General features: G+C 58.2%; 26 protein-coding genes and 1 pseudogene. 16 read left to right on the forward strand and 11 right to left on the reverse strand.

Annotation, left to right across the window (positions count from 1 at the left end; translation table 11 throughout):
* The 4 genes from J122_RS18035 to mmsB are packed head-to-tail and all read left to right on the forward strand — an operon-like array spanning position 1 to position 4006.
* Complete coding sequence (locus J122_RS18035; RefSeq protein ID WP_061333503.1) at positions 1–1167, forward strand: acyl-CoA dehydrogenase family protein; 1167 nt, start codon at positions 1–3, stop codon at positions 1165–1167.
* A 29-nt stretch (positions 1168–1196) separates the two neighbouring features.
* Entirely contained in the window at positions 1197–1976 is a 780-nt protein-coding gene (locus tag J122_RS18040) for an enoyl-CoA hydratase (protein WP_061333504.1), read from the forward strand.
* A gap of 14 nt (positions 1977–1990) precedes the next feature.
* Complete coding sequence (locus J122_RS18045; protein ID WP_061333505.1) at positions 1991–3076, forward strand: enoyl-CoA hydratase/isomerase family protein; 1086 nt, start codon at positions 1991–1993, stop codon at positions 3074–3076.
* 42 nt (positions 3077–3118) lie between these two features.
* The gene (gene mmsB, locus J122_RS18050) at positions 3119–4006 is read left to right on the forward strand and encodes a 3-hydroxyisobutyrate dehydrogenase (RefSeq protein ID WP_061333506.1); all 888 of its coding nucleotides are present in this window, start codon (positions 3119–3121) and stop codon (positions 4004–4006) included.
* Positions 4007–4044: 38 nt separating this feature from the next.
* Here the strand turns inward: mmsB and J122_RS18055 are convergent, their stop codons facing one another.
* The 5 genes from J122_RS18055 to J122_RS18075 all read right to left on the reverse strand — a co-directional run bounded on the left by J122_RS18055 (position 4045) and on the right by J122_RS18075 (position 7599).
* Positions 4045–5376, reverse strand: coding sequence for an acyltransferase family protein (locus J122_RS18055; RefSeq protein ID WP_061333507.1), 1332 nt, complete (start codon positions 5374–5376; stop codon positions 4045–4047).
* A gap of 7 nt (positions 5377–5383) precedes the next feature.
* Entirely contained in the window at positions 5384–6088 is a 705-nt protein-coding gene (locus J122_RS18060) for an SGNH/GDSL hydrolase family protein (protein ID WP_061333508.1), read from the reverse strand.
* A 79-nt stretch (positions 6089–6167) separates the two neighbouring features.
* The gene (locus tag J122_RS18065; RefSeq protein WP_061333509.1) at positions 6168–6908 is read right to left on the reverse strand and encodes a T6SS phospholipase effector Tle1-like catalytic domain-containing protein; all 741 of its coding nucleotides are present in this window, start codon (positions 6906–6908) and stop codon (positions 6168–6170) included.
* 155 nt (positions 6909–7063) lie between these two features.
* Entirely contained in the window at positions 7064–7360 is a 297-nt protein-coding gene (locus J122_RS18070) for a type II toxin-antitoxin system RelE/ParE family toxin (protein ID WP_061333510.1), read from the reverse strand.
* Entirely contained in the window at positions 7360–7599 is a 240-nt protein-coding gene (locus J122_RS18075) for a type II toxin-antitoxin system ParD family antitoxin (protein ID WP_058091653.1), read from the reverse strand. Before J122_RS18075 ends, J122_RS18070 begins: the two co-directional genes overlap by 1 nt.
* Positions 7600–7712: 113 nt before the next feature.
* On the opposite strand from J122_RS18075, the gene J122_RS18080 reads away from it, so the two are divergent.
* From J122_RS18080 to J122_RS18115, 8 genes are all read left to right on the forward strand, one after another.
* A complete protein-coding gene (locus J122_RS18080; protein WP_061333511.1) occupies positions 7713–8387 on the forward strand; it encodes a hypothetical protein in 675 nt (224 codons plus the stop codon).
* 241 nt (positions 8388–8628) lie between these two features.
* The gene (locus J122_RS18085; protein WP_061333512.1) at positions 8629–10278 is read left to right on the forward strand and encodes an AMP-binding protein; all 1650 of its coding nucleotides are present in this window, start codon (positions 8629–8631) and stop codon (positions 10276–10278) included.
* Entirely contained in the window at positions 10275–10691 is a 417-nt protein-coding gene (locus J122_RS18090) for a PaaI family thioesterase (RefSeq protein ID WP_061333513.1), read from the forward strand. Before J122_RS18085 ends, J122_RS18090 begins: the two co-directional genes overlap by 4 nt.
* 88 nt (positions 10692–10779) lie before the next feature.
* Positions 10780–11583 (forward strand): ABC transporter ATP-binding protein, encoded by an 804-nt coding sequence (locus J122_RS18095; RefSeq protein WP_061333514.1) that lies wholly within the window; start codon positions 10780–10782, stop codon positions 11581–11583.
* The gene (locus tag J122_RS18100) at positions 11580–12302 is read left to right on the forward strand and encodes an ABC transporter ATP-binding protein (RefSeq protein WP_061333515.1); all 723 of its coding nucleotides are present in this window, start codon (positions 11580–11582) and stop codon (positions 12300–12302) included. The genes J122_RS18095 and J122_RS18100 overlap by 4 nt, the downstream gene beginning before the upstream one ends.
* Positions 12303–12381: 79 nt before the next feature.
* Positions 12382–13593, forward strand: a complete 1212-nt coding sequence (locus J122_RS18105) for an ABC transporter substrate-binding protein (protein ID WP_061333516.1) — start codon at positions 12382–12384, stop codon at positions 13591–13593.
* Between the two features lie 107 nt (positions 13594–13700).
* Positions 13701–14588 carry a branched-chain amino acid ABC transporter permease gene (locus tag J122_RS18110; protein ID WP_061333517.1) on the forward strand — a complete coding sequence of 296 codons (888 nt, stop codon included), beginning with the start codon at positions 13701–13703 and terminating at the stop codon, positions 14586–14588.
* A gap of 2 nt (positions 14589–14590) precedes the next feature.
* The gene (locus J122_RS18115) at positions 14591–15586 is read left to right on the forward strand and encodes a branched-chain amino acid ABC transporter permease (protein WP_061333518.1); all 996 of its coding nucleotides are present in this window, start codon (positions 14591–14593) and stop codon (positions 15584–15586) included.
* A 52-nt stretch (positions 15587–15638) separates the two neighbouring features.
* Here the strand turns inward: J122_RS18115 and J122_RS18120 are convergent, their stop codons facing one another.
* A complete protein-coding gene (locus J122_RS18120; RefSeq protein ID WP_061333519.1) occupies positions 15639–16946 on the reverse strand; it encodes a short-chain fatty acid transporter in 1308 nt (435 codons plus the stop codon).
* A 198-nt stretch (positions 16947–17144) separates the two neighbouring features.
* Here J122_RS18120 and J122_RS18125 point away from each other — a divergent pair, with 198 nt between their 5' ends.
* Together J122_RS18125 and J122_RS18130 are read left to right on the forward strand one after the other, a co-directional pair.
* The gene (locus J122_RS18125; RefSeq protein ID WP_061333520.1) at positions 17145–17522 is read left to right on the forward strand and encodes a nuclear transport factor 2 family protein; all 378 of its coding nucleotides are present in this window, start codon (positions 17145–17147) and stop codon (positions 17520–17522) included.
* A gap of 110 nt (positions 17523–17632) precedes the next feature.
* On the forward strand, positions 17633–18982 hold the full coding sequence (locus tag J122_RS18130) for a GGDEF domain-containing protein (protein WP_227510282.1): 1350 nt from the start codon (positions 17633–17635) through the stop codon (positions 18980–18982).
* 64 nt (positions 18983–19046) lie between these two features.
* On the opposite strand, the gene J122_RS18135 is transcribed toward J122_RS18130, so the two are convergent.
* A complete protein-coding gene (locus tag J122_RS18135) occupies positions 19047–19811 on the reverse strand; it encodes a dioxygenase (RefSeq protein ID WP_061333522.1) in 765 nt (254 codons plus the stop codon).
* 37 nt (positions 19812–19848) lie between these two features.
* A complete protein-coding gene (locus J122_RS18140; protein ID WP_061333523.1) occupies positions 19849–20289 on the reverse strand; it encodes a DoxX family protein in 441 nt (146 codons plus the stop codon).
* A 109-nt stretch (positions 20290–20398) separates the two neighbouring features.
* Here J122_RS18140 and J122_RS18145 point away from each other — a divergent pair, with 109 nt between their 5' ends.
* Together J122_RS18145 and J122_RS18150 are read left to right on the forward strand one after the other, a co-directional pair.
* Positions 20399–21289 carry a LysR family transcriptional regulator gene (locus tag J122_RS18145; protein WP_061333524.1) on the forward strand — a complete coding sequence of 297 codons (891 nt, stop codon included), beginning with the start codon at positions 20399–20401 and terminating at the stop codon, positions 21287–21289.
* A gap of 37 nt (positions 21290–21326) precedes the next feature.
* The gene (locus tag J122_RS18150; RefSeq protein ID WP_061333525.1) at positions 21327–22604 is read left to right on the forward strand and encodes an MFS transporter; all 1278 of its coding nucleotides are present in this window, start codon (positions 21327–21329) and stop codon (positions 22602–22604) included.
* Between the two features lie 8 nt (positions 22605–22612).
* Here J122_RS18150 and J122_RS25955 read toward each other — a convergent pair.
* The 3 genes and pseudogenes from J122_RS25955 to J122_RS18165 all read right to left on the reverse strand — a co-directional run.
* Positions 22613–22768, reverse strand: a pseudogene (locus J122_RS25955) (aspartate/glutamate racemase); the annotation flags it as partial.
* 67 nt (positions 22769–22835) lie between these two features.
* Complete coding sequence (locus J122_RS24855) at positions 22836–23570, reverse strand: sporulation protein (protein ID WP_227510283.1); 735 nt, start codon at positions 23568–23570, stop codon at positions 22836–22838.
* 284 nt (positions 23571–23854) lie between these two features.
* A complete protein-coding gene (locus J122_RS18165; protein WP_061333528.1) occupies positions 23855–24157 on the reverse strand; it encodes a CopG family antitoxin in 303 nt (100 codons plus the stop codon).
* Positions 24158–24479 lie beyond the last annotated feature (322 nt).

The following is a 24479-nucleotide window of genomic DNA, read 5'->3' on the forward strand; positions in this document are numbered from 1 at the left end:
ATGGACTTCAACCTGACCGAAGACCAACTGGCCTTCCGGGATGCCGCCCGTGCCTTCGCCGAGAAATCCATGGCACCGCACGCGGCCCAATGGGATGCCGAACACATCTTCCCGGTGGAGGTGATGAGGCAGGCGGGTGAGATGGGCTTTATGGGCATGTACACGCCCGAAGCCCTGGGCGGCATGGGGCTGTCTCGCCTGGACACCTCGGTGATCGTGGAAGAGCTGGCCATGGCCTGCCCCTCCACCGCTGCGTTTATCACCATCCATAACATGGCCACCTGGATGGTGGCCAGCTTTGCCTCGGACGACCTGAAGCAGGCCTATGTGCCCAAGCTGGCCAGCGGCGAATGGCTGGCCAGCTACTGCCTGACCGAACCGGGTGCCGGCTCCGATGCCGCCAGCCTGCGTACCCGCGCGGTGCGAGACGGCGACAGCTATGTGATCAACGGCAGCAAGATGTTTATCTCCGGTGCCGGTGCCACCGATATTCTAGTGTTGATGGCCCGAACCGGAGATGCCGACAGCGGTGCCAGGGGCATCTCGACCTTCGTGATTCCGGCTGATGCCGAAGGCATTTCCTACGGCAAGAACGAAGAGAAAATGGGCTGGCACAGCCAGCCAACCCGTATGGTCACCCTGGAAGATGTGCGCATTCCCGCCAGTAACCGGGTTGGTGAGGAAGGCGACGGCTTTGCCATTGCCATGAAAGGGCTGGACGGCGGTCGCCTGAACATTGCCACCTGTTCCCTGGGTGGAGCCCAGGCGGCCCTGTTGCGGGCCCGCAATTATATGCACGAACGCCAGCAATTCGGCAAACCGTTAGCGGCATTCCAGGCCTTGCAGTTCAAGCTGGCGGATATGGCCACCAACCTGGTAGCGGCCCGGCAAATGGTGCGTTTGGGGGCCTTCAGGCTGGACAGCGGTGATCCGGAAGCCACCCTGCATTGCGCCATGGCCAAACGTTTTGCCACCGACGCCTGTTTTGACGTGGCCAACGAGGCCCTGCAGCTGCACGGCGGCTATGGTTATATCCGGGAGTATCCGCTGGAACGCTACCTGCGGGATATACGGGTGCACCAGATCCTGGAAGGCACCAACGAAATCATGCGCCTGATTATCGCCCGCCGGCTGCTGGAGGATGGCGTGGTAGAAGCCATCCAGTAACCGACCAGAGACAAAACAAGGAACCGATCATGAGTGACCTGATTCAACTTGAGAAACGCGACCACATTGCCATCCTGACCATCGCCAATCCACCGGCCAACACCTGGACGGCGGATTCCCTGGCAGCACTGGCGAAACTGGTGGAAGAACTCAACCAGGACCGCAACATCTTTGCCCTGGTGGTTACCGGCCAGGGCGAAAAGTTCTTCTCCGCCGGGGCGGACCTGAAAACTTTCGCCGACGGGGATCTTGCCCGGGCCAACGACATGGCCCAGCGTTTTGGCGAAGCCTTCGCCGCGCTTACCGCTTTCCGGGGCGTGTCTATCGCCGCCATCAACGGCTACGCCATGGGCGGTGGCCTGGAGTGTGCGTTGTCCTGCGATATCCGCATCGCCGAGGAGCGCGCCCAGATGGCCCTGCCGGAAGCCAGCGTTGGCCTGTTGCCCTGTGCTGGCGGCACCCAGAACCTGCCCTGGCTGGTGGGTGAAGGCTGGGCCAAGCGCATGATTCTGTGTGGCGAACGGGTGGATGCCCAGAAAGCCCTGCAGATTGGCCTGGTGGAAGAGGTGGTGCCCTCTGGCGAGGGGCTGGCAGCCGCCCTGAAACTGGCCGAAGGCGCCTGCAAGCAAAGCCCGTCGTCCATTGCGCGCTGCAAGCAACTGGTGATGAGTGCCCGTGACGGTCGCAGCCACAGCGATGGCTGGCGCATGGAGCGGGAACTGTTCGTAGAACTGTTCCACACCGAAGACCAGAAAGAAGGCGTGAATGCCTTCCTGGAAAAGCGCAAGCCAGCCTGGAAGAACCAATAACCGTTGAGACTGCTATGAGCGAGCAACCCATTATTTTTGAAGAGTGGACAACCACCGGTGGTGAGCTGATTGCCGTGGCGCGGCTGAACACACCGCGCAACCTCAACTCGTTGTCGATGGAGATGATCCGCCTGCTCAAACCCCAACTGACCCGCTGGGCGGAAGACGAAAGGGTGTGCGCGGTCTGGCTGGAAGCCGAGGGTGACAAGGCCTTTTGCGCCGGCGGAGACATCGTGTCTCTGTACCGCAGCATGACCGAGCCGGGAAAACTCGTCGAGGGCGACCAGTTCTTCACCGAAGAGTACGAGCTGGACTACCAGATTCACACCTTCCCGAAACCGATCATTTGCTGGGGCCACGGCATTGTGATGGGCGGCGGCATCGGCCTGTTGGTGGGCGCTTCCCACCGGGTGGTTACCGAGCACTCGAAACTGGCGATGCCGGAAGTAAGCATCGGCCTGTACCCGGACATCGGCGCCGGCTGGTTCCTCAATCGCATGCCCGGGCGAATCGGCCTGTTCCTGGGCTTGACTGGTGCCCGGATGAACGCTGCCGACGCGTTGTTCACTGGCATGGCGGACCGGTTCGTGAAGCAGGAACTTAAAGCGCAGGTGGTCGACACTCTGGTTGCGGCCGACTGGCAGGGTTCCAATAGCCACGCCGTGGTCAGTCAGGTACTGCGCAGGTACGAGCAGCAAAGCCAGGATGCTGTGCTGGAATCACCGGTGCGGCAGCATTACGACGAGATCCAGCAAGCCACCGATGCCGATTCCCTGGAACAGGTGGTTGGTCGCCTGCAGGAATTCGGCAGCCGTAACGACTGGCTGGGCAGATCTGTGAAAGGCCTGGCCTCGGCCAGCCCGACGTCGCTGGCGCTGCATTGGCAGCATTACCACCGCAGCCGTTTGCAAAGCCTGGCCCAGGTATTGGACAACGAACTGGTCATGGCGAAGCAATGCCTGAGAAAAGGTGAGTTTGCCGAGGGCATCCGCGCCCTGCTGATTGATAAAGACATGCAACCCCGCTGGCGCTACGCCTCGCTGGGGGAAATCGACAACAGCTGGGTAGACGAGTTTTTCAGCCAGGAAGCCGAGGGCTAACCACTGCCCCTTGGCTTAACGACAACAACAAGGAGAAGCAACATGGCGAAGATTACCTTTATCGGCCTGGGCAACATGGGCGCACCCATGGCCTCTAACCTGCTCAAGGCCGGGCATGATGTGACCGTATTCGATCTGTCACATCATGCCGTTGAGGCGCTGGTGGCCGAAGGCGCCAGCACCGCCGATTCCGGCAAGGCCGCTGCCGAAGGGGCAGAGTGCATCATCACCATGCTGCCGGCCGGCAAACATGTGGAAGCGGTGTACCTGGGCGACGACGGCCTGCTCTCGGCCTTGCCGGAAGGCACCCTGGTGATTGATTCCTCCACCATTGCCCCGGAGACTGCCCGCGCCGTGGCGGAAGCCGCTGCAGCACGGCGCCTGGCGTTCATCGATGCCCCGGTGTCCGGTGGCGTAGGCGGTGCCAAAGCCGGCACCCTCACCTTCATCTGCGGTGGCGAAGAAGACACTTTCAATCGCGCCAAACCTGTCCTGGAAGGCATGGGAAAAAACATCTTCCACGCGGGCCCCCACGGCGCCGGCCAGGTGGCCAAGATCTGCAACAACATGATGCTGGCCATCCTGATGGCAGGGACCAGCGAGGCCCTGGCTCTGGGCGCCAAGAACGGCCTGGACCCAGCGGTACTGTCGGAAATCATGAAGCAGAGCTCTGGCGGCAACTGGGCGCTGAACGTGTACAACCCCTGGCCGGGTGTGATGGAGGGCGTACCGGCATCGCGAGAGTACCAGGGTGGTTTCCTTGTGAACCTGATGACCAAAGATTTGGGCCTGGCGTTTGATAACGCGGTGAAGAACCAGGCGTCTATCCCCATGGGCTCACTGGCCCGCAACCTGTTCCAGCTACATGCAGGGCAGGGTAATGGTGAGCTGGATTTTTCCAGCATCCTCCGGCTCTACAAGGCGGACTGAGCGGCTCAGCTTTGTAAGGCGGCGCTGTAAAGATCCGGTTATCGTCCTGGCTGGGGATGCACCCGCAACAGCCAGGACGCAGCCGCAACTCCGAGCAGACCAATCAGGGCGCCCGGTAGTGCACCGAGTGCCAGGCTGACAACCAGCCCGGCCATCAGCGAGAAGCCGCCGGCCAGGATGATTCGGGGCCTGGAGGTTGTCACAACGCCTTGCTTGCGGCGCATTTCAAAAGCCACCACCAGCGCGATGACCGGCACCACCATCAGGCCGCAGAGCACAATCCACCAGAATCGCCCCATCCAGAAGCCGGGTTCACCGGGCAAACCGGCGTCGACAGGCAACCCGAAACGGTCGCCCAGCCAGGCGGCTGGTAGTTCTGCAAGTTTGTGCCAGAGGTACAGGGGCATACTCAGGGCACTGAGCATGGTGACCGCCCCGCTGATTCTGCGCCTGTCCAGCAGCCAACGCCCCGGCCGCTCGAAGAACAGAACCGCGCCAACCTGAAGCCACATCACGCCCACCAGCGCCAGGGTGGGGGGCAGCATGTTGCTGTCGCCGTGAAAATCCCGGCCTACCATGCCGATGGGATAACCACTAGCCAGGGCAGCCACCAGCCAGAAGCCGCCCAGCACCAAGAAAAATAGACCTGTCCACACGCCCCTGAAGCGACCCCGCTTCCAGGCGATGCCCAGCTGCTGGGGTAACAGCCAAACCAGCACGGCATTGATCCAGCCGATGCTGTCTGCCGAATCCGTTACCCGGTGTCCCAGGCGCAGAATATCCGCCGCTGAGCCGGGCATGGCCCGCACAACATCCACCACCGCGGCTGCCACAACCAGCCCAACGACCGCCCCCAGGCCCCAGCGCCTGTCGGCCTCCACGCTCAGGGGCAACAGCGCCTGCACGGCCAGCAGCATGATCAGAAACCACAAGTGTATGGTGAGCGACTGGTTAAACGGCCCCAACACCCGGCCGCCGGTGTAGAGTGAAAGCAGGGCAATCAGGGTAATGGCGGCAAGATACGTCACCGTAGGCCTGGCCAGCGCCAGCGCTCTCCCTGCCCACCAATGCATTTGCCGGTGCCCCTGAGCCATCCGGTGCGCCACACCATCGGCACTGACGGTGGCAGATACAAACACGAACAGCGGCACCACCTGCACAAACCAGGTGATAAACCCTGACGGCTCCCAGATCTTTAACAGGTGTTCTGTTTGAATTTCCAGGCCACCATCAAACCGGGGCAGGGTGGCTATCCAGTGCCCGAATACCACCACCAGCAAGGCACCGGCACGCAGGGCATCCAGGTACAGGTCCCGCTCGGAAGGTGACTTGGTGTGTTTATCGGATGACGGCGTGGATTGTGTTGCCATGAAACTCCTAAGGAAGGGCTGCCAGCGCTTGCGCGATGTAACGGTAACCTTTCTCCCCGGGGTGATAGCCATCACTGGCCAGCAATTCCGGGTCTGAAATGACAGGGTAGTGAACGTAAGAGAACCGCTCTGGCATCTCGCTGGCAAGTGTCTTGTACAGGTGATCCAGCAGCCGCGCTCGCCACCCGATAACCTGCCGCAACGGCGCGGGCAGGGCGGTAAACAGGTGCATGGGCGGAACACTCAGAAGCATCAGCGGTGCCGGGTAACGGGCATCGAGCAACTGGCGCAGCTCCAGCAGTTGTTGGCGAAACTTGTACCTGGGCGTGAAGCCGGTGGTGTCGTTCACCCCCATGCTCAGGATCACCAGGTCTGCCTCTGGCAGGTCCGCCTTCGCGAGCTGCTTGTTCAAGGCACCCAGGCGAATACCGTTCACCCCAAAGGTATGCCAGGCAATGGCCTGGCCGGTACGTTCATGGATCTGCTTCGCCAACTGGCTGGCCAGCCCTTGCTCATGTTTGTCAACGCCCACGCCGGCGGCGGTGGATTCTCCGATCACCAGAACCCGCCTGGCGGGCTCGCCCTCGCCATACTGCCCACACGGAGAGCCAGAGGCCTCCGGCAGCCGAGGAGTGGCGCGCCGGGTGCGCTTACCCTGGTACAGCAAAACTGGAAACAGCAGGGCCGTTGTTAGCCAGAATGGAAGATGCATTGCGTGGGTCTCAGCTTTAATTAACCAACTTGGGGCTACAGTTAATCTCACCAGACTAGCACGAAACACAAAGGGCTGATCACCCGCCCCAGAGTGGTGGCCACTGGCCATGGCTTTTGATGTACTGCTCAATCGGCTCGCTGCGGTAACCGCTGCTGTAGCGCGTCTTAACGCTGGGGTGTACGTAGGTCAGGTTGGCCTCGGGTACGGGGATGGTGCGAACCAGCTTGCCCAGCAGCCGGTACTTGCCCTTGTATTCATTGTGCTGCTCGGCCGTTACATGGGTTTGGGAGGGCAGATTGTTATTGAACAACAGTTTCTGTTTCTTTGCCTCGTCTGCCATCCAGAGTAGCGGAATGTCTGCCAGAATCTGATTCGACTTGTCCGGGCCGTAGCCGCCACCCACATCCGAGTGCACCCCGGCAAACCACACCTGCTGGATGTCTGTGCCGTTCCTCGGCTCCCACAGCGTGGGTTCAAAATCCTCCCGCTGCTCATCCAGAGACAACGCGTGCCGGGCCGTTGCGATGTTGCTGCCAATCTCCCTGTCATAAAACAGGTCTTTATCCTTAATCAGCCCGAAAAAGGTAAACGGCAGCCCCAGGGCACCTACGGTATCCCACACACCCACAAACTTGATGGGAGTGCGCAGCTCTAACGAATGTGTCTTCTTCCCGTAAAACACCACCTGCTCCACGCCCTGATCATCCGTGGGCCGAATAGCCCGGGCAAACTGCAGAACATTGGTGGGGAAATCCTCGCCGATGTTTTCCTCTGGCCGATTCCAGGTGCCGTCAAAGCAAATGGCGATGCGCTTCATGGTGATGACCTCCTGTCACGCCCACACCTTGCTGACATACACCAGAGCTAAAACTCCGGCAGGCAAGTACCGCCTGGCTGTTGTGAATGAGTAACTCAGATAATTAAAGCCGATAGGTGAGGCGTGCGCCAGCGAACCCTGGCGGGCGTTATGCCCTAAAGGAGATGCCCATCTGGTAACATGCGTTTGTGTAGAATACGGATAATCTCAACGACACTGTCGGTCGCTACCCGATAGAATATGATGTGACTTCCTTGGGGATACTGTCGGTAGTCCGCGCGGATCCCATCGCAGGTTTGCCCCAGATTCGGGTTTTCGCCCAGTAGGTGGAAGCACTGGTCAAACTGGAGAATGTAGTGGTTTCGTTGATCTCGGCCCCATTTACGCTCCGCGTACAGTGCAATAGATTTGAGATCAGCTTTGGCCTTCCTGGAAAGCTTGAAATTCAGCATTAGCGCTCTTCGTTGTCCAGTTCGCGAATGAAAGAGTCATAGGAGTAGTCCTCAAAGCCACTATCTTCGCCTTCCTTAAGAAGTTTGCGGAGCGTAGTCAGGCGGGTTTCGGACTCTTCAAGCAGGCGCAATCCTGCACGAACAACTTCGCTGGTTGAGCTGTATCGGCCAGTTTTGAGTTGTTCCGCAATGAACGCATCAAAATGTTGGCCTAAAGTGATGCTGGTGTTCTTTTGCATGATGCTATCTCGCTAGTACCAATAATTGGTATATTTTGGTTCAGGTGGCATAACAAATCAATCCACGCGACAAGCGCTCGATTGCGGGCGTTAGGCATGCAAGGTGGCGCTTCTTGGATAGAAAACTTCTGAGCTTAGTTCAACGGTTGCAGGTCCCTGACCGACCAAAGACAAACAGCGGCTACGCTGGTCCGCGAGTTGCGGTGATTCACGGCTTCATGGCCCGACGACTGATGCAGCGCAACCTGCTGCGTTACCTTAGAAGCAAGGGGTTGTCAGACGTGACAATGTACGGCCACCTGCACTCGGTTGATGCGATATCAGATGACTTGCAAGCATCACGTCGCGAGGGGCGGAAGCTCGTGATTCTCGGGTATAGTCAGGGCGGGTTTCATGCGGTCAAGGTTGCACGCGAGCTTGAGCGACGAGGTGTGGAGATTGCCCTGCTCGTCAGCATCGCCGCAGGAGGGCTGGGGCGAGTATTCCCCGGACGGTGGGGGTTTGATCCTCGTAACGTACCGACAAATGTTGATGTGTGCCTTAATTTCTTCTCGCAGGGAGACTTGCTCGGGTGCGACCAAAGTCACCAAATGAACGAGGCTTTCGGGAGCAGTGCAACGCAACGGGTCGAAAACCACATGTTCCATGCGCACGAGGGCGTAAGTCATATTGATCTGGTCAGGTGTTATCCAGAAGAAAGGATCAAACCTGCGGTGCGGACACAGGTTATTGAAAGGATCATGACGGAGATTAGTGGGCTCAACACGTCCGGCGTCCAACACATATGAGCCTCTCCGGAAGCAGTCATATGATTCGAGAATAATAAACAGGCAGATGCCGACCAAATCCAGGAGATTTGGCTATCCGCCTCAATCGCAGCTCATAATCTAAAACAGGGATTAGTTTCCGTCGGAGACTTCCGTTTGTTGGTCGTCCTTTAGCCAAAAGTTTACCTTTACGTAAAGTGAAGGCTGTGCTAAACCTGATTGAAGTTTGTACAACCAACAACGACAACAAACGGAGTGTACGATGAGCCTTCCGCAATACAATGACGTGTACAACCAGTTTGATGCGGCCGCACTGGAAGCGGACATCCTGGACGGACGCCTGGAGAGTGGCCTGAACGTATGCCACGAAATTTGTGACCGATGGGCCGTTGACCCGCAAAAGGTTGCGCTCTACTACGAAAAAATCGGCGGTGGTGAGGGAACCCTGACCTTCGCTGAGCTCAAAGCCGCGTCTGCACGTTTCGCCAACTACCTGAAGTCTCTTGGTGTCACCAAAGGTGACCGGGTAGCCGGCCTTCTGCCCAGGGGGCCGGAGCTGCTGATTGTGATTGCTGGAACCCTGCGCCTGGGCGCGGTGTACCAGCCGTTGTTCACCGCCTTTGGTTCCGGCGCTATCGAGTATCGCCTGGAGAAGGCTAGCACCCGGCTGGTGGTGACCGATCCAGACAACTACCCCAAGCTGGAAGAAGTCAAAAATTGCCCGCCGGTACTGTGCCTGAACGCGGCGGCCACCGGTGCGGATGTGCGCGATTTCGATGCGGTGTTGGCGGAGCAGTCAGACCAGTGCGAGCCGGTAATGATCACTGGCAACGATCCGTTCCTGCAGATGTTTACCTCCGGTACTGTTGGCAAGGCCAAAGGTGTAGCCGTGCCCGCCAAAGCGTTGCTGGCATTCTACGTTTACATGAAATACGCCATCGACCTGCGCGAAGACGACGTATTCTGGAACGTGGCAGACCCCGGTTGGGCCTATGGCCTGTACTACGCGGTAACCGGTCCGCTGCTGATGGGCCACGCCACCCATTTCAATCCCAATCCGTTCACCCCGGAATCCACCTACGAGATGATCCGCAAGTACCGGATCACCAACCTCGCAGCGGCGCCGACGGCCTATCGTTTGCTCAAGGCGAACGATCAGGTTCTGCCGGAAGGGGAGAATCTTGGCCTGAGGGTGTGCAGCAGCGCCGGCGAGCCCCTGAATCCGGAGGTGGTGAACTGGATTGCTCGACGTCACTTCTGCCCGGTGAAGGATCATTATGGCCAGACTGAAACCGGCATGACCTGTTGCAACTTCCACGGCCTGGACCACCCGATTCGCCAGGGCTCCATGGGGTTCTCATCGCCTGGCCACAGAGTAGTGGCGTTGAACGAAAAAAATGAAGAAGTGGGCGAGGGCGAAATCGGCCAGTTGGCAGTGGATCTCAAGGCGTCGCCGCTGTTCCATTTTGATGGCTACACCTGGGGCGAGAAAGACCCGTTCGTGAACGGCTACTACCTGACCGGCGACATGGTGATCTGCCATGGCGATGGCAGTTTCTCCTTCAGCGGCCGTGACGACGACATTATCACCACAGCAGGTTACCGCGTAGGGCCAGCGGATGTTGAAAGTACCCTGCTGGAGCACGCGGCGGTGGCCGAATCCGGTGTGGTGGCCAAGCCGGATGAAAAGCGTGGCTCGATCATCAAGGCTTATGTGGTTATCAAATCCGGTCAGGAGCCGGCAGACGACGCCGTGCTCAAGGAAGAGCTGCAGGACCTGGTTCGCCACCGCTTGTCGACCCATGCCTACCCGCGGGAAATCGAGTTTGTGGAAGAGTTGCCGAAAACACCCAGCGGCAAGATCCAACGCTTTGTGTTGCGCAACCGGGCCAAAGAGGAAGTCGCCGTATGAAGATTACCTTTGAGGAGCTGCGCTATTTCCTTGAAGAGCAGTTTCCGCAGGGGGCCTCATACGGCACCCTGCAGGAACTGGGTGATGGCTGGGCAGAAATGAAGCTGGAGGTAGACGAAGAACACCTGCGCCCCGGGGGGACCGTGTCTGGCCCCGCCATGATGGGGCTGGCCGATGTTGCCATGTATGCCGCGTTGCTCAGCAAGATTGGCCTGGTGCCTTTGGCCGTCACCACCAACCTGAATATCAACTTCCTCAGGAAGCCCGTGGCTCATGCGCCTATCTGGGCCAGGGCGACCATTCTCAAGGTGGGGCGAACCATCGGTGTGGGTGAAGTATTTGTGTATTCCGAGGGCTCGGAAGAGCCCGTTGCGCACTCCACCATGACCTATTCCATACCGCCGGAAAAATAACCAAGTTTGTTCTTGACGTTTACGTATACGTCAATCTAATCTGTGGGTTGATTGTTAAATACAACAATAACAAAAGGTGAAGTGGCTCATGAGTGAACAGTTCGTTCTCGAGACCCGTAACCTGGTCAAGGAATTCAAAGGATTTGTAGCGGTTGATAACGTCAACCTGCAGGTCCGGCAGGGTGATATCCATGCACTGATCGGGCCCAATGGCGCGGGCAAGACCACGGTCTTTAACCTGCTGACCAAATTCCTGAGCCCGACCAGAGGCCAGATCCTCTACCACGGTGAAGACATTACCTCCCTGAAGTCTGCCGCCATTGCCCGTAAGGGTATCGTCCGCTCTTTCCAGATATCGGCGGTGTTTCCCCATATGACGGCGCTGGAGAATATCCGCATTGCGTTGCAAACCGCAGAGGGCACGTCTTTCAGCTTCTGGAAATCCGGCGCCTCCCTGAACAGGCTGAACCAGCGCTGCATGGAATTGCTCGATTCCGTCGGCCTTATCGAATTTGCCAACACCACCACCGTAGAACTGGCCTATGGCCGCAAGCGCGCGCTGGAACTGGCCACCACCCTGGCGATGGAGCCCAAGCTGCTGTTGCTGGACGAACCAACCCAGGGCATGGGCTCGGAAGACGTAGAGCGGGTGGTGGAGTTGGTGCGCAAGGCCGCCGCAGGCCGCACCGTCTTGATGGTGGAGCACAACCTGAGTGTGGTCAGCAAATTGTGCGACCGCATTACGGTGCTGGCCCAGGGTGCTGTGCTGACGGAAGGCGATTATCAAGCTGTCTCTGCAGACCCGAGAGTGCGCGAAGTGTACATGGGCAGCGATGGCAGCGGAGAACGCGGTGGCAACAGTCCCGCCGAGCAGGCGGAGGCAGCACAATGAGCCAGAATCCCCAGAAAGACTACGAACAGTTGCGGGTGTCTGGCCTGCACGCCTTTTACGGCGAATCTCACATTCTCCATGGCGTCGACCTGGTGGTTAAGCGTGGCGAGCTGGTCACCCTGCTTGGCCGCAACGGCGCCGGCCGCAGCACCACCCTCAAGGCCATTATGAATATGGTGGGCCGCCGCACCGGGTCCATCATGATCAACGGCGAAGAAACCATGCAGTGCGCGCCGCACCATATTGCGAGGTTGGGAGTGGGGTATTGCCCCGAACATCGGGGCATTTTTTCATCTCTCAACGTCCAGGAAAACCTCACTTTGCCGCCGGTGGTGCGCAGTGGCGGTATGAGCCTGGAAGACATCTACAACATGTTCCCAAACCTGTATGAACGTCGGTTCAGCCAGGGCACCAAGCTGTCCGGTGGTGAGCAGCAGATGCTGGCGATGGCCCGTATCCTGCGCACCGGCGCCAACATGCTCCTGCTGGATGAGATCACAGAAGGGCTTGCGCCCGTGATCGTAGAAAAGTTGGGCGAGGTGCTGATGGCGCTCAAAGAGAAAGGCCTGACCATCATACTGGTTGAACAGAATTTCCACTTTGCAGCCCCGCTGGCTGACCGGCATTACGTGGTTGAGCATGGGCAGATTGTGGAAGAAATCCACGCCGATGAACTGAGTGCCAAACAATCGGTGCTGGACGGCTATTTGGGGGTCTGAACTCCGGATAGAACAGGTGCAACAAAACCAATAACTCCAACAACATCAACCAACGCAAGACAGTAGCGGAGATACAATAATGACAATGACCAAAAAGCTTCTGACCTCAGCCGTTGCCTCAGCTCTGATGGTGAGTGGCGCGCAGGCGGCCATTTCCGACAATACGGTGAAGATCGGCTACCTGGCCGATATGTCTGGTACCTATCGTGACCTGGCGGGCCCCAATGGCCTCAAGGCCCTGCAGATGGCCATCAAGGATTTCGGTGGCACTGTGAACGGCGCCAAGATCGAAGTCCTCAGTGCCGATGACCGTAACAACCCCGATGCGTCTTCCAGCACGGTTCGCCGATGGGTGGAAAACGACAAGGTAGACATGGTTGCCGGCCTGGTGGCTTCGTCTGTCACCATCGCAGTCAGCAAGATCCTTGAAGAAAACGACAGACTGGGCATTGTCTCCGGTTCTGCCGCCTCAAGCATCACCAATGAGCACTGCACCCCCAACCACATCCACTATGTGTATGACACCTATCCGCTGGCCAACGGCACCGCCAGTGCGGTGGTTAAAGAGGGCGGCAAGAGCTGGTACCTGATGACTGCAGACTACGCCTTCGGCCACGCCCTGGAAGCAGACGTTACCCGCGTGGTGGAGGCCAACGGAGGTGAGATCGTCGGTTCTGTTCGCCATCCGTTCCCGACCCAGGATTTCTCCTCCTTCGTGCTACAGGCCCAGGCTTCCGGTGCGGATGTCGTTGGCCTGGCCAACGCCGGTTCAGACACCACCAACGCCATCACCACCGCCAGTGAATTCGGTGTTACCCAGGCGGGCCAAACCCTGGCCGCCTTGCTGCTGTTCCTGACCGACGTGCATGCGCTGGGTGTCGACACAGCGCAAGGTATCCAGCTCACCACCGGGTGGTACTGGGACATGAACGACGACACCCGTGAGTGGTCAGACCGCTTCATGAAAGAAACCGGTGTGCGGCCCACCATGGTGCATGCGGGTATCTATTCCAGCACCCTGCATTACCTGAATGCGGTAGCCGCGGCAGGCTCGGACGATGCCCAAACCGTTCGCAAGCAGATGATGGACACACCCATCAACGACATGTTCGCCACCAATGGTCGTATCCGCGAAGACGGCCGGATGGTGCACGACATGTATCTGGCCGAGGTGAAAACGCCGGCGGAGTCCAAGAACGAATGGGATCTTTACAAGATCCTGCGGACCATACCGGCCGACGAAGCCTACCGCCCACTCTCTGAGAGCAAGTGCAAACTGGTGACTAACTGAGGCTGAGGAAAGCCGGGCGCGCCCTGCAACAGGGCAGGGTGCGCCCGGCATATCACTGAGCCAACAAGCTCAATACCAACGTACGTGCTGCTTGTGGAGTTAAACCCATGACCATGATTTTCGGCGTCCCTCTTGCTGTGCTCTCCGGTCAGCTTTTGATCGGGTTCATCAATGGCGCCTTCTATGCCCTGTTAAGCCTGGGCCTTGCCATCATCTTCGGCCTGCTGAAGATCATCAACTTCGCCCACGGTGCCATGTACATGCTGGGTGCCCTGTTGACGGTGGTTATGTTCAACACCCTGGGCGTCAACTATTGGGTCGCCTTGTTTATGGCGCCGCTATTGGTCGGCGTGTTCGGGGTGCTGATTGAATATTTCCTGCTGCGGCGAATTGCCGGGCAAGATCACATTTACAGCCTGCTGCTTACCTTCGGGGTGGCGCTGATTATTCAGGGCGTGCTCACCAATATCTACGGTGTGTCTGGCCTGCGCTATGCCATGCCCGATATGTTCAAGGGCGGCATCACACTGGACTTTATGTTCCTGCCTTATTACCGGGCCTGGGTGATTGTGGTGGCGCTGCTGGTGTGTTTTGGCACCTGGTTCATGATCGAGAAAACCAAACTGGGGGCCTATTTGCGGGCCGGCACGGAAGATTCCCAGCTCATGCAGGGCTTTGGCATCAACGTGCCCTTGCTGGTCAGCCTCACTTACGGCTTTGGTGTGGCGCTGGCGGCTTTTGCCGGTGTGCTTGCCGCACCCATCTACTCCGTCACGCCCGGCATGGGCGCCAATACTCTGATCGTGGTGTTTGCCGTGGTGGTGATTGGCGGTATGGGCTCCATTGGCGGGGCGATTATCACGGGCATTATGATGGGCGTGATTGAAGGCCTCACCAAAACCTTTTATCCACCCGCGTCGTCTGCCGTTATTTTCCTGGTCATGGTGGTGGTGTTGATGTTCCGACCCTCAGGCCTGTTCGGTAAGGAAGCATAATCATGAGCCAATCCTTTAATCCCGCCGACGTGCGAAAGGCGATCATCGACCAGCAAAAGGCCCAGGATCGCCGGAAGATGCTCCTCAACGGCGTACTGCTGCTCTTGCTGCTGGCGGCGCCATTCGCGATGTACCCGGTCTTCCTGATGAAGATCCTGTGCTTCGCACTCTTTGCGGTGGCCTTTAACCTGCTGTTCGGTTTTACCGGGCTGTTGTCCTTTGGCCATGCCGCGTTTCTCGCCACCGGCGGCTACACCACCGGTTACCTGCTCAGCAATTATTCAGGCCTGACCACAGAAGTGGGCATTATTGCAGGCACGCTGGTCGCAACGGCACTGGGCCTGGCGTTCGCCTTGTTGTCCATTCGCCGGCAAGGCATCTACTTTGCCATGGTCACCCTGGCCCTGGCCCAGCTGGTCTATTTCTTCTTTGTTCAGTCGGAATTTACCGGCGGTGAAGATGGCATGCACGGCATCCCCCGGGGCCACCTGTTCGGGCTGATTGACCTGTCGAAAAACCTGAACATGTACTACTTCGTGCTGGCCGTGTTTATCGGTTGCTACCTGCTGGTTCAGCGCATTGTCAGCAGCCCCTATGGTCAGGTGCTCAAGGCCATCAAGCAGAACGAACCCCGCGCGGTGTCACTCGGTTACAACGTGGACCGCTACAAAGTGCTGGCGTTCGTGATTTCGGCGGCACTGGCGGGCCTGGCTGGTTCCATGAAATCGGTGGTGTTCCAGCTGGCCTCGCTCAACGACGCCCACTGGCACATGTCCGGTGAGGTCATCCTGATGACACTGGTCGGCGGCATGGGTACCTTGCTCGGCCCGGTGGTGGGCGCCACCTTTGTGGTCAACATCGAATACCAGTTGTCCCAGGGGCCACTGCGGGACTGGGTGAACCCGATCCTCGGCGGTATCTTCGTGCTCACCGTACTGGCGTTCCGCAGCGGGATCGTCGGCGAAATCCAGAAATTCCTGAAAAAGAACCTTGGCTGAATCCGACTTGGCCGGCTGTTGACAAAGTGGTTTGCCAACAGCCGGCAAGGCGTTAAAGCCAGGTCAGGCCGATGCTAATGATGGCGCCGGTAATAAACAGCAGCATCAGACAATAGCCCATGATGTCTTTGGCTTTCAGCCCGGCAATCGCCAGCACGGGCAGGGCCCAGAAAGGTTGCAGCAGGTTGGTCCAGGCGTCACCCCAGGCCACCGCCATGGCAACCCTCGGGATATCGGCACCCAGTTCCTGGGCAGCTGGCAGCATGACCGGCGCCTGCACCGCCCATTGCCCACCCCCAGACGGCACAAAGATGTTCACCAGGCCCGCGCTGATAAAGCTCCAGAAAGGCAGGCTTTGCGCGCTGGCGATGGAAACGAAGCCCGAGGAAATGCTGGCGGCCAGGCCGGATGCAGTCATAACCCCCATGATGCCTGCATAGAAGGGGAACTGAATCACGATGCCGGAACCACCTTTAACCGCCTCGTTCAGACTGGCCAGCAGGCGTTTGGGAGTCTGGTGTAGAATGATTGCCAGGAACAGGAACATGAAGTTGACGATGTTCAGGTTCAGGCCGCCACCGTTAATGAAATACTGGAAGATGAATGCGATGCCGCTGAAGCCAATCAGCCACGCCAGAATCCTGCTGTTTTCCAGGTGGTCCGCCGGGCGATTGATCACAACGGCAGTGTCTGGCTCGTCGTCCAGCACTTTCGGGTCTGCGTACACGCTGTCTCGTTCCTCGGGCAACATGAGCCGGTTAACCAGCGGCACCACGATAAACAGGGCCACCACGATGGCCAGGTTAAAAAACGCGAAAATGGTCTCGCTGGTACCGATAACGCCGATCACGTTTTCCGTGAAGTGGCCATCGGTGGCAATTACCAGCGGAATGGACCCCGCCAGCCCGCCGTGCCACACGATAAACCCGGAGTAGGCGCTGGCGATCAGCAGCGGATAGTGCACCCGAATCTGCCGAGCCAGGGCTTTGGCAAACAGCGCCCCCACCACCAGGCCGAACCCCCAGTTGATCCAGCTGGCAATCAGGGCCACGAAGGTAACCAGCACAATCGCCTGCCCAGGCGTTCTTGCCAGGCCTGCAATCCGGTTGAGTATGCCGCGCACCAGTGGTGTGCTGGCCAGCATAAACCCGGTAACCAGCACCAGCAGCATCTGCATGGAGAACGTCAGCAGGTTCCAGAAGCCATTACCCCACATCTCGATCACCGCCAACGGGCCATGGCCTTCAAAGATCATGGCGGCGATGAACGACAGTAGCGTGAGGATAATAACGAACAGGTAGGGGTCTGGCAGGTACTTCTCCACCAGACTGACAAAGGGTTTGGATGCTCTGTCTAACATGGTGTTCTCCTTTATTATTTTTGGGTCATCACAAGCTTAGCAATCAAATGGAAAAACGCATGCTGTAGGGATCATTCTTTTGTCGGATGTGCTCTTTACGCGCGCCAGATGAGTCGCTCAAATAGCACTGACATGTTGAGGCACTAATTGGTAGATTCAGGTACTGAATCCTCTCTACTCTGAAAACGGAGTCTATTCATGCAGCCCAAAGACATCGTGGCGCAGTTCATTTCAGACATTCAGGCCCAGCGTTTTGATGAGGCAAAGGCCTTGCTGGTTGAAGAGGGGTTTGAATATGTGGGGCCGAACATGCGTTTCCTCCGGCCCGACGACATGCTGGCGTACCAATTCGGCATGGCGGCCATCCAGAAAGACCTGGTTATTCGCCAGCTCAGCGCTGACGGCGAGCACGTTTACGCCATTCTGGACTACCAGACCCACTTCAAACCGATCGGAGACGTGCGGCTTGCGGTCTGGTTTCGTGTCCGGAATGACAAAATACACACGGTGGAAACCTTCTATAACGCCGCCGTGGTTGAAAACATGCTCGGGGGCAACCTGCCGTCCGCCAGTTGATCAGCTGAGATTAGGCAGGCTTTGCGTGTTTGCCCTCTGGCGTATAAGTGGCTATCCGTTGCGCCCATTCCCGATTATGCTAGTGAAATATACTTTCACATGTGAAGTAAATGGCTGCGCCTATGCCTGTCGATCTTGAAACCCTGTATCCCAAGCTGGTTAATCTGTTGCTGGATCCAGTATTCGTTGTGGATGAATTCGGGAACATTGTGTTTGTCAGCGACGCCTGCGAGGCACTGCTGGGGTACACCGCCTCTGAAATGATCGGCACGTTGATTTTCGATTACCTTCATCCCGATGACCGTGAGCGCACCCGCGCAGAAGCCAAGCGCGTTATGCAGGGCCAGGCCCACACCAACTTTGAAAACCGATACCTCCATAAAGAGGGCCATGCGGTTCATATATTATGGTCTGCGCGCTGGTCAGAAGACGACCGATTGCGAATTGGCCTGGCCCGCAATGTGACGTCTCTGCGGCGCACCAATCAAACCCGGGATGCGCTCTACCGAATATCGGAAGCCACACACGCTGCCGATAGCCTGCGTGGGATCTGCGACGGTGTGCGGCAGGTGATTACAGAGCTGTTTCCGCACAACGATCTGCACCTGGTTTTCTATGATCCGGTGAAGGCGGTGTTGACCGTTCCGGACTGGTCAGTCGATGGCTCCAATGACTGGATTGAAGGCTCGATGCAACCCGGCACCGCGCTGGCCGAGGTGATCGGCTCCGGACAGGCCATACTGACCTCACGGGATCCCTATCAACCGGGTCTTGGGGCGATAACGATGGATGGATTGAAATCGCCGGGCCCCATGAACTGGCTGGGTGTGCCCCTGATCTCAAACGAGTCGGTACTGGGCGCGCTGGTGATTGAGAGCCATTCAGAACACACCCATTACCGCGCTGAGGACCAGGAGCTGCTTCAGTTCGTTGCCGCCCAGGTTGCGACCGTTGTCGAGCGTAAGCGCGCGGAAGATCACCTGCGTTTTCTTGCACACCACGACCCACTGACGGGTTTGACCAACCGATCACTGTTTTACGATCGGCTGGAAACCGCCCTCAAATCAGCCAGCCGGCATAACAGCCAGGTGGCGCTGTTGTATCTGGACCTCAACGATTTCAAACAGATCAACGACAACCTGGGCCATGAGGCAGGCGACCAGCTGCTGATCGAAACCGCCCGCCGGCTGGAACAGTGCACCCGCGAAACAGACACCGTTGCGCGTATGGGCGGTGACGAATTCACCGTGTTGTTGACCGACATCGGCGATCTTGCCGCAGCGGAGGCTGCCGTTGGCAAAATCCGCGAGGTAATGGCCGCGCCCATGGTGCTGGGAGGCCAGAGGGTGCTGATTTCCCTCAGCGTGGGTGTTGCCTTGTACCCCGAAGACGGCCACACGGCGCGCAACCTGCTTGGGCGCGCCGATTCGAAAATGTACGAGCAGAAACGGGGACTCTGAACGGGTTTTAGTCGGCCCTTTTCAAGCCGACCGGGAATTTTCGGATGCAGTGTGGAGCCGCCCCTCAGAAAACAAACGAATCCATCGAAAGCACCCCGTGCTCAATGCCACCTTCAATAACCGTGGCCCGGGCATTGGAATCAGCAGCTCCAAGGGCAACCAGTAGCGGCAGGAAATGCTCAACGGTGGGGTGTGCGCGGCGAGCATGGGGAGCCAGGGTCAGGGCGTTTACCAGCCGCTCGTGATCGCCGGCAATCGCCGCTTCCCGAATCCAGTGGCTGAAGTCCCGGGCGTATTCGCTTGCCTGTTCGTCGCGCCAACGGACCTCATACAGGTTGTGGGTCAGGCTGCCGGAGCCAACGATCAGAACACCCTCTTTTTCCAATGGGGCGAGCGTCTGGCCCAGGCGCCAGGCAGAGTGGCTGTCGAGCCAATCCGGCAGGGATACCTGAAATACCGGCACGGACGCATCCGGGTAAAGATGCCGCAACGGCACCCAGGCACCGTGGTCGAGGCCGCGTTGGGCGTCGGCGACGGGCTTCCAGCCCGCTTTCTCAAGAAGAGAAAGCGCCTTTCTGGCAAAAGCCGGGTGGCCGGGAGCCGGGTATTCGAGCTCATAAAGCGCGGGTTCGAAGCCGTTGAAGTCGTGGATGGTTGCCGGTGTTTCGGCAAGGCCTACCCGCACCTCGGGTGTCATCCAGTGGGGCGACACCACCAGCACAGCAGCCGGCCGCGGAAGTTGCTGCCCCAGCCGGGTGAGGGCCGGGCCTGCCAGGCCCGGCTCCAGTGCAAAGGTGGGGGCGCCGTGGGATACGAACAGACTGGTCATGGCGCGTTGCTCCTTTGGGTTGAGTTCGGCGTACTGTTTAGCGAGCGGCCACAAGCCGGTCAACCGATGCGCGCCCGGCTCCGCTGAACATCAGCGAAACAGAAGCCGCCAGCAAGGCCAGTCCGAATTCGTAGCCATTGTTGCTCATGAACAGGCCGTTCTGGATGTGCACGCTGAAAATGGCAATCACCATGGCGAAGGCCAGAGCCGCGCTGGCAGGGCGAACCAGCAGGCCGATGATCAGCGCCAGACCGCCGAAGAACTCCGTACCGCCGGCCAGCAGGGCCATCAGGTAGCCCGGGCTTAAACCAATAGAATCCATCCATTGGCCGGTGCCTTCAAGGCCATAGCCTCCGAACCAGCCGAACAGCTTCTGGGCACCGTGGGCGGCAAAGATAATACCTACCGGAATACGCAGGGCGAGGGCGCCCCAGCCAGCGTTGGTATTGAGCAGTTTGTTGATGAGTGCGTTGTTCATGATCGTGTTTCCTTCTGTGTGGTTGAGTATGGGGCTACTTTACGGGGATCTATTTTTGGGATAAATATGCGTTTAATAGATTGACTGTTTCAAAAAATGGAACAACAGGATGGATCGTTTACTGGAAATGCAGACCTTCTGCGCCGTTGTGGAAGCCGGCAGTTTTGTCGCCGCCTCCGAGACCATGGGTATGTCCAAGGCTGCGGTGTCGCGGTACATCAACGAGCTGGAATCGCGCCTTACCGTGCGGCTGCTACACCGCACCACCCGGCGGTTGTCCCTGACAGCGGAAGGGGAGGTGTTTTACGTTCGTTGCCGGGAACTGCTGGCGGGGGTGGAAGAGGCTGAAGCAGAACTGACCTCGCGCACCAGCGTGGCCAAAGGGGTGCTGCGCATCAACGCACCGGTGAGTTTCGGTATTCGACACCTGGCCCCGCTTTGGGGTGAGTTCCACGCCCGGTTTCCGGATGTGGAACTGAACATCGAGCTGTCTGATCGCATAGTGGATATCGTTGAAGAAGGCTTTGACCTGGCCATTCGTATTGCCAGCCTGCGAACCTCTACCCTGGTGAGCCGTCGCCTCACCAACACCCGGCTGATGGTGTGCGCCTCTCCCGAATACATCCGGGCGCACGGAGCCCCGGAAACGCCGGAAGACCTGATGCACCACAAGGTCATTGCATACAGCATCCTGGCCAGCGGTAACGCATGGCAGTTTCGGGGGCCGGAGGGGCCGGTCAGTGCGCGGGTACGCCCGTGGATGTACGCCAACAACGGTGATACCTGTTGCGCCGCCGCGGTGGCTCACCAGGGGGTGGTGTACCAGCCGAGCTTCCTGTTGCGTGATGATCTGGACTCGGGCAGGCTGGTGGAGTTGCTGCCGGAATACTGCTCTACCGAGCTGGGGGTGTATGCGGTTTATCCCACCCGCAAGTTTGTTACGCCCAAGGTGAGGGCGCTGGTGGACTTCCTGGTGGCAACGTTGCCAGACGCTGTGTAGTGCCGCCGTAAATTTACAGTAGCCTGCCGGAGGTGACATGAAGTTTCCTTCAAGTACCTCGTTTGCTCTACTGGGTGCCGCCCTGATAGCCATCAGCTTCGGGCTGGCCCGCTTTGCCTTCGGCTTGTTCGTGCCGCCGATCCGGGCGGAGCTGGAACTCTCGCCAGACATGATCGGCATCATCGGCGCGCTTCCCCTCATCAGTTTTATCCTGGCTACCCTGGTCGCGCCGCTGGCGGCTGATCGCTTGGGCGCCCGCAACACGGCGGCGCTGTCTGGGGGCTTTGGTGCGGTGGGCCTGGTGTTGATCAGCCAGGCGGCGGGCGTTTTGTCGCTGGGTGTGGGCGTAGTCGCTTGTGGTATCTGCACCGGCCTGATGATGCCGGCACTGACCGCCGCCATGCAGGCGCTGGTAAAACGCTCCCTGCATGGGCGCGTGAGCTCGGTGATGAACGCCGGTACCAGCGTAGGTGTGGTGATTGCCGCGTCGGCCATTCTGTTACTGGCCGGGGCCTGGCGTTATGCCTATTTCTCCTTCGCGGTTTTGGCCATTATCGGGGTGTTGGCAACCTGGTATTTAATCCCCTCGGTTTCACGAGTCATGCCGGCGAACGCAGCGCCGCCGCCTGCCATTACTACCCTGCAGTGGGTGCGCCTGCTGCGGCTCTCATTGTTCGCCTTCGTGATGGGCTTTGTGTCTGCCGCGTACTGGATTTTTGCGCCGGACCTGGCGGTTACCGTGGGAGCCTTGCCATCGGGTTCCACCGGCTGGCTGTGGCTGGGGGTAGGCCTGGCTGGGCTGGGCGGTGCCGTGGTTGCAGACCTTGCCGATCGCAACAACCCACCCATCACCCAGGCCCTGATGCTGATGATGCTGTCTGCCAGCCTGGCCCTGCTGGCAGCCAGCCCCGGCAATATAGTGATTGCGGTGTTTTCCGCCCTGGTATTCGGCCTGGCCTACATGAGCCTGACCGGCCTGTACCTGATGACCGGCATCCGCCTGCTACCCGGCCGGTTGTCTGTGGGGCCGGTGTTACCCTTTATATCGGTATCCCTTGGCCAGGCCGTCGGCTCGCCCATCGTGGGTATGTTGGTGAACGAGTTCAGTTATGCGGATGCGTTTGCCATGTTTGCCGCCATCGGCATACTGGCGGCACTGCTGTCGCCGCTTTACCCGCGCTCCCTTGAACCGAGCGCAGAAGAGCAGGGCGAGGACGAAACCGGCTTGCAGGCGGCTTATGATTATCAGTTGCAGACTGAGGAGGGGGAGCCGTATCGGGCCGTCAAAATCGAAGCACCGAGTGAGGGCAACTAACTATGATCCTGAAGACGACTAAGGTAAAACGTCTGTTCCATCGTAAATCGTGTGCCCAGCAGCCGGACGTAGGTTACCCCATTCTCTTTGAGGACTTTGGCGGTGGCGTCTGCAATGTGAAGCAGGGGAATGCTCATCGCCCGTTCAATCCCGGCGGCGACCTTGTCTTCACATACCCCGCACTTTTCTAGGGTAGTCCGGGAGCAAGGAATCACCACTTCGCGTGGCCTCTCAGCCCGATTCGGAGCGGTCACTATTGGTTGAGTCGATCGGCATGCGCCAGGAGCGATACAGACTTTTCTGACCATGCGTCCCCCGCAATTCCAGTAGCCAGTAGTAACATGGTAGGTCATTAACGGGCAGTCCTGAAGGCACATCAAAACTGAACGGCACAACACGCTCCCTGCCGTCGGGCTTCACCCGAATCTGCTGCTTTATGCTCCAGTATTCAGCGTCACGCGACGAATTATTATTACTAACGATTGCGTCCTTCTTATAACAAACCAGCTTCACCTCCACTGACTGGTTTCCCCGCAGAGGCTTCAGAAAACGTATGATTCCTGAAGCGTTGCCACCAACCTCAGGTTCCGTATCCAGTTTTAGCAATGTGGTTCCGTATTTGAGCAGCTTCCGTGTGGTGTTCAGTCGAGAGGAAAGCATGCAAATCCCGAAAAACGGACCGCACAACAGATTAGGATGGAAATAGTTGCCCAGCGTTACCGCGTAGACAGTCAGTGGCAACAGCAGAAAAAACAGCCCGATGAGATACTGTATCTTTGATCCTGTTGCCTGCGCACTGCGTGTCCAACGGCCAACTCCCGGATATCCCAGCTCCTCACGGGACATTGGTTTCAGGCCGGGGATCGGAATGCTTTTTTTGTATGACACACTAAAGCCCAGAGCAGGGCTTCGCTGACTTACGGAAATTGTTTGCGGACTTGTTTCGCGACACTCTGCTCCTGACATAAATACTACTCTTCCCTGAAGTACACCGTTCGCAGAGGTTGCCACAGCCAAACGATGCTTTCTCTGTTTCAGCTAACAATTATGAGCATCAGTCGTGATGCTAGCTTGGATCGGGCGCCGCTGCGCCCCGTTGTGAAATGCACCTCATCAAGAGAAAGGCGAGGGGCTGGCTGTTTGGCAACTAATCTCTTTGCGAGAGTGCTATTACCAGCGTCAGCATTTCCAAGAAGTATCGTTTTTACCGTGCTGTCTTTCCTGGCTAACGCAGAAGGCGGTGGCGCGCTTTAGCGCGTCCGCTGGCCCGACTTGTTGGCACAGATGTCTTTGAGACCGCCGGAGACATACTTGTGCAGTACACTGGAAACCAGAGACTGGTAAGGAAGTCCCTCTTCCAGGGCTCGACGTTGCAGTGCTTCCAGATCTCGACTGGAGATGCGTATATTGATTCGCTTGTCCTTCTTGAACGTTTCTTCCGCTGCCTTCGCCAAGTACTCCCGACGATCGGCATCCAGATCTGACTCGAACTCTCCGGACTCGTAAGCCTCCAGCAGTTCTTGCTCTTCGGGATCTAATTTGGTCTTAGCCATGCTACCTCCCTAGAAATTTCTTGGTGGCCTTGCGACTGGGGATGACCGTCTTGAGAAAAATTTCGCTATCATTTTCAACGTACGGCACCTGAACCGCCCCGGGTTTGAGGAGGCCCCAGGAATCGAAATCCAGAAGAGGAAAGCTCCTAGTAGTAATTTTTGCGACATTTCTCCTCTCCTAGAAAACTTAACGCTGAATGTTAAGCGGCGCCTGCGGTCGAGTAGGCCCTGGGAACCACCCCCAAAGCCTCTCACAGAACCGTACGTGAACCTCTCGATTCATACGGCTCTTGTTATCCAACCACTGCCCTTGATCCTGCCC

It is taken from the genome of Marinobacter excellens LAMA 842 (genome assembly GCF_001574445.1).
GTDB classification, from domain to species: Bacteria; Pseudomonadota; Gammaproteobacteria; order Pseudomonadales; family Oleiphilaceae; genus Marinobacter; species Marinobacter shengliensis.

Excerpts from the sequence above, each read along its gene's own strand:
- J122_RS18060 (WP_061333508.1), bottom strand. The coding sequence starts at position 6,088 with ATGCATCTTCCATTCTGGCTAACAACGGCCCTGCTGTTTCCAGTTTTG.
- J122_RS18150 (WP_061333525.1), top strand. The coding sequence starts at position 21,327 with ATGAAGTTTCCTTCAAGTACCTCGTTTGCTCTACTGGGTGCCGCCCTG.
- J122_RS18045 (WP_061333505.1), top strand. The coding sequence starts at position 1,991 with ATGAGCGAGCAACCCATTATTTTTGAAGAGTGGACAACCACCGGTGGT.
- J122_RS18120 (WP_061333519.1), bottom strand. The coding sequence starts at position 16,946 with ATGTTAGACAGAGCATCCAAACCCTTTGTCAGTCTGGTGGAGAAGTAC.
- J122_RS18140 (WP_061333523.1), bottom strand. The coding sequence starts at position 20,289 with ATGAACAACGCACTCATCAACAAACTGCTCAATACCAACGCTGGCTGG.
- J122_RS18095 (WP_061333514.1), top strand. The coding sequence starts at position 10,780 with ATGAGTGAACAGTTCGTTCTCGAGACCCGTAACCTGGTCAAGGAATTC.
- J122_RS18125 (WP_061333520.1), top strand. The coding sequence starts at position 17,145 with ATGCAGCCCAAAGACATCGTGGCGCAGTTCATTTCAGACATTCAGGCC.
- J122_RS18115 (WP_061333518.1), top strand. The coding sequence starts at position 14,591 with ATGAGCCAATCCTTTAATCCCGCCGACGTGCGAAAGGCGATCATCGAC.
- J122_RS18110 (WP_061333517.1), top strand. The coding sequence starts at position 13,701 with ATGACCATGATTTTCGGCGTCCCTCTTGCTGTGCTCTCCGGTCAGCTT.
- J122_RS18100 (WP_061333515.1), top strand. The coding sequence starts at position 11,580 with ATGAGCCAGAATCCCCAGAAAGACTACGAACAGTTGCGGGTGTCTGGC.
- J122_RS18070 (WP_061333510.1), bottom strand. The coding sequence starts at position 7,360 with ATGCTGAATTTCAAGCTTTCCAGGAAGGCCAAAGCTGATCTCAAATCT.
- J122_RS18085 (WP_061333512.1), top strand. The coding sequence starts at position 8,629 with ATGAGCCTTCCGCAATACAATGACGTGTACAACCAGTTTGATGCGGCC.
- J122_RS18035 (WP_061333503.1), top strand. The coding sequence starts at position 1 with ATGGACTTCAACCTGACCGAAGACCAACTGGCCTTCCGGGATGCCGCC.
- J122_RS18130 (WP_227510282.1), top strand. The coding sequence starts at position 17,633 with ATGGCTGCGCCTATGCCTGTCGATCTTGAAACCCTGTATCCCAAGCTG.
- J122_RS24855 (WP_227510283.1), bottom strand. The coding sequence starts at position 23,570 with ATGTCAGGAGCAGAGTGTCGCGAAACAAGTCCGCAAACAATTTCCGTA.
- J122_RS18145 (WP_061333524.1), top strand. The coding sequence starts at position 20,399 with ATGGATCGTTTACTGGAAATGCAGACCTTCTGCGCCGTTGTGGAAGCC.
- J122_RS18075 (WP_058091653.1), bottom strand. The coding sequence starts at position 7,599 with ATGCAAAAGAACACCAGCATCACTTTAGGCCAACATTTTGATGCGTTC.
- J122_RS18055 (WP_061333507.1), bottom strand. The coding sequence starts at position 5,376 with ATGGCAACACAATCCACGCCGTCATCCGATAAACACACCAAGTCACCT.
- J122_RS18135 (WP_061333522.1), bottom strand. The coding sequence starts at position 19,811 with ATGACCAGTCTGTTCGTATCCCACGGCGCCCCCACCTTTGCACTGGAG.
- J122_RS18105 (WP_061333516.1), top strand. The coding sequence starts at position 12,382 with ATGACAATGACCAAAAAGCTTCTGACCTCAGCCGTTGCCTCAGCTCTG.
- J122_RS18065 (WP_061333509.1), bottom strand. The coding sequence starts at position 6,908 with ATGAAGCGCATCGCCATTTGCTTTGACGGCACCTGGAATCGGCCAGAG.
- J122_RS18165 (WP_061333528.1), bottom strand. The coding sequence starts at position 24,157 with ATGGCTAAGACCAAATTAGATCCCGAAGAGCAAGAACTGCTGGAGGCT.
- J122_RS18090 (WP_061333513.1), top strand. The coding sequence starts at position 10,275 with ATGAAGATTACCTTTGAGGAGCTGCGCTATTTCCTTGAAGAGCAGTTT.
- mmsB (WP_061333506.1), top strand. The coding sequence starts at position 3,119 with ATGGCGAAGATTACCTTTATCGGCCTGGGCAACATGGGCGCACCCATG.
- J122_RS18040 (WP_061333504.1), top strand. The coding sequence starts at position 1,197 with ATGAGTGACCTGATTCAACTTGAGAAACGCGACCACATTGCCATCCTG.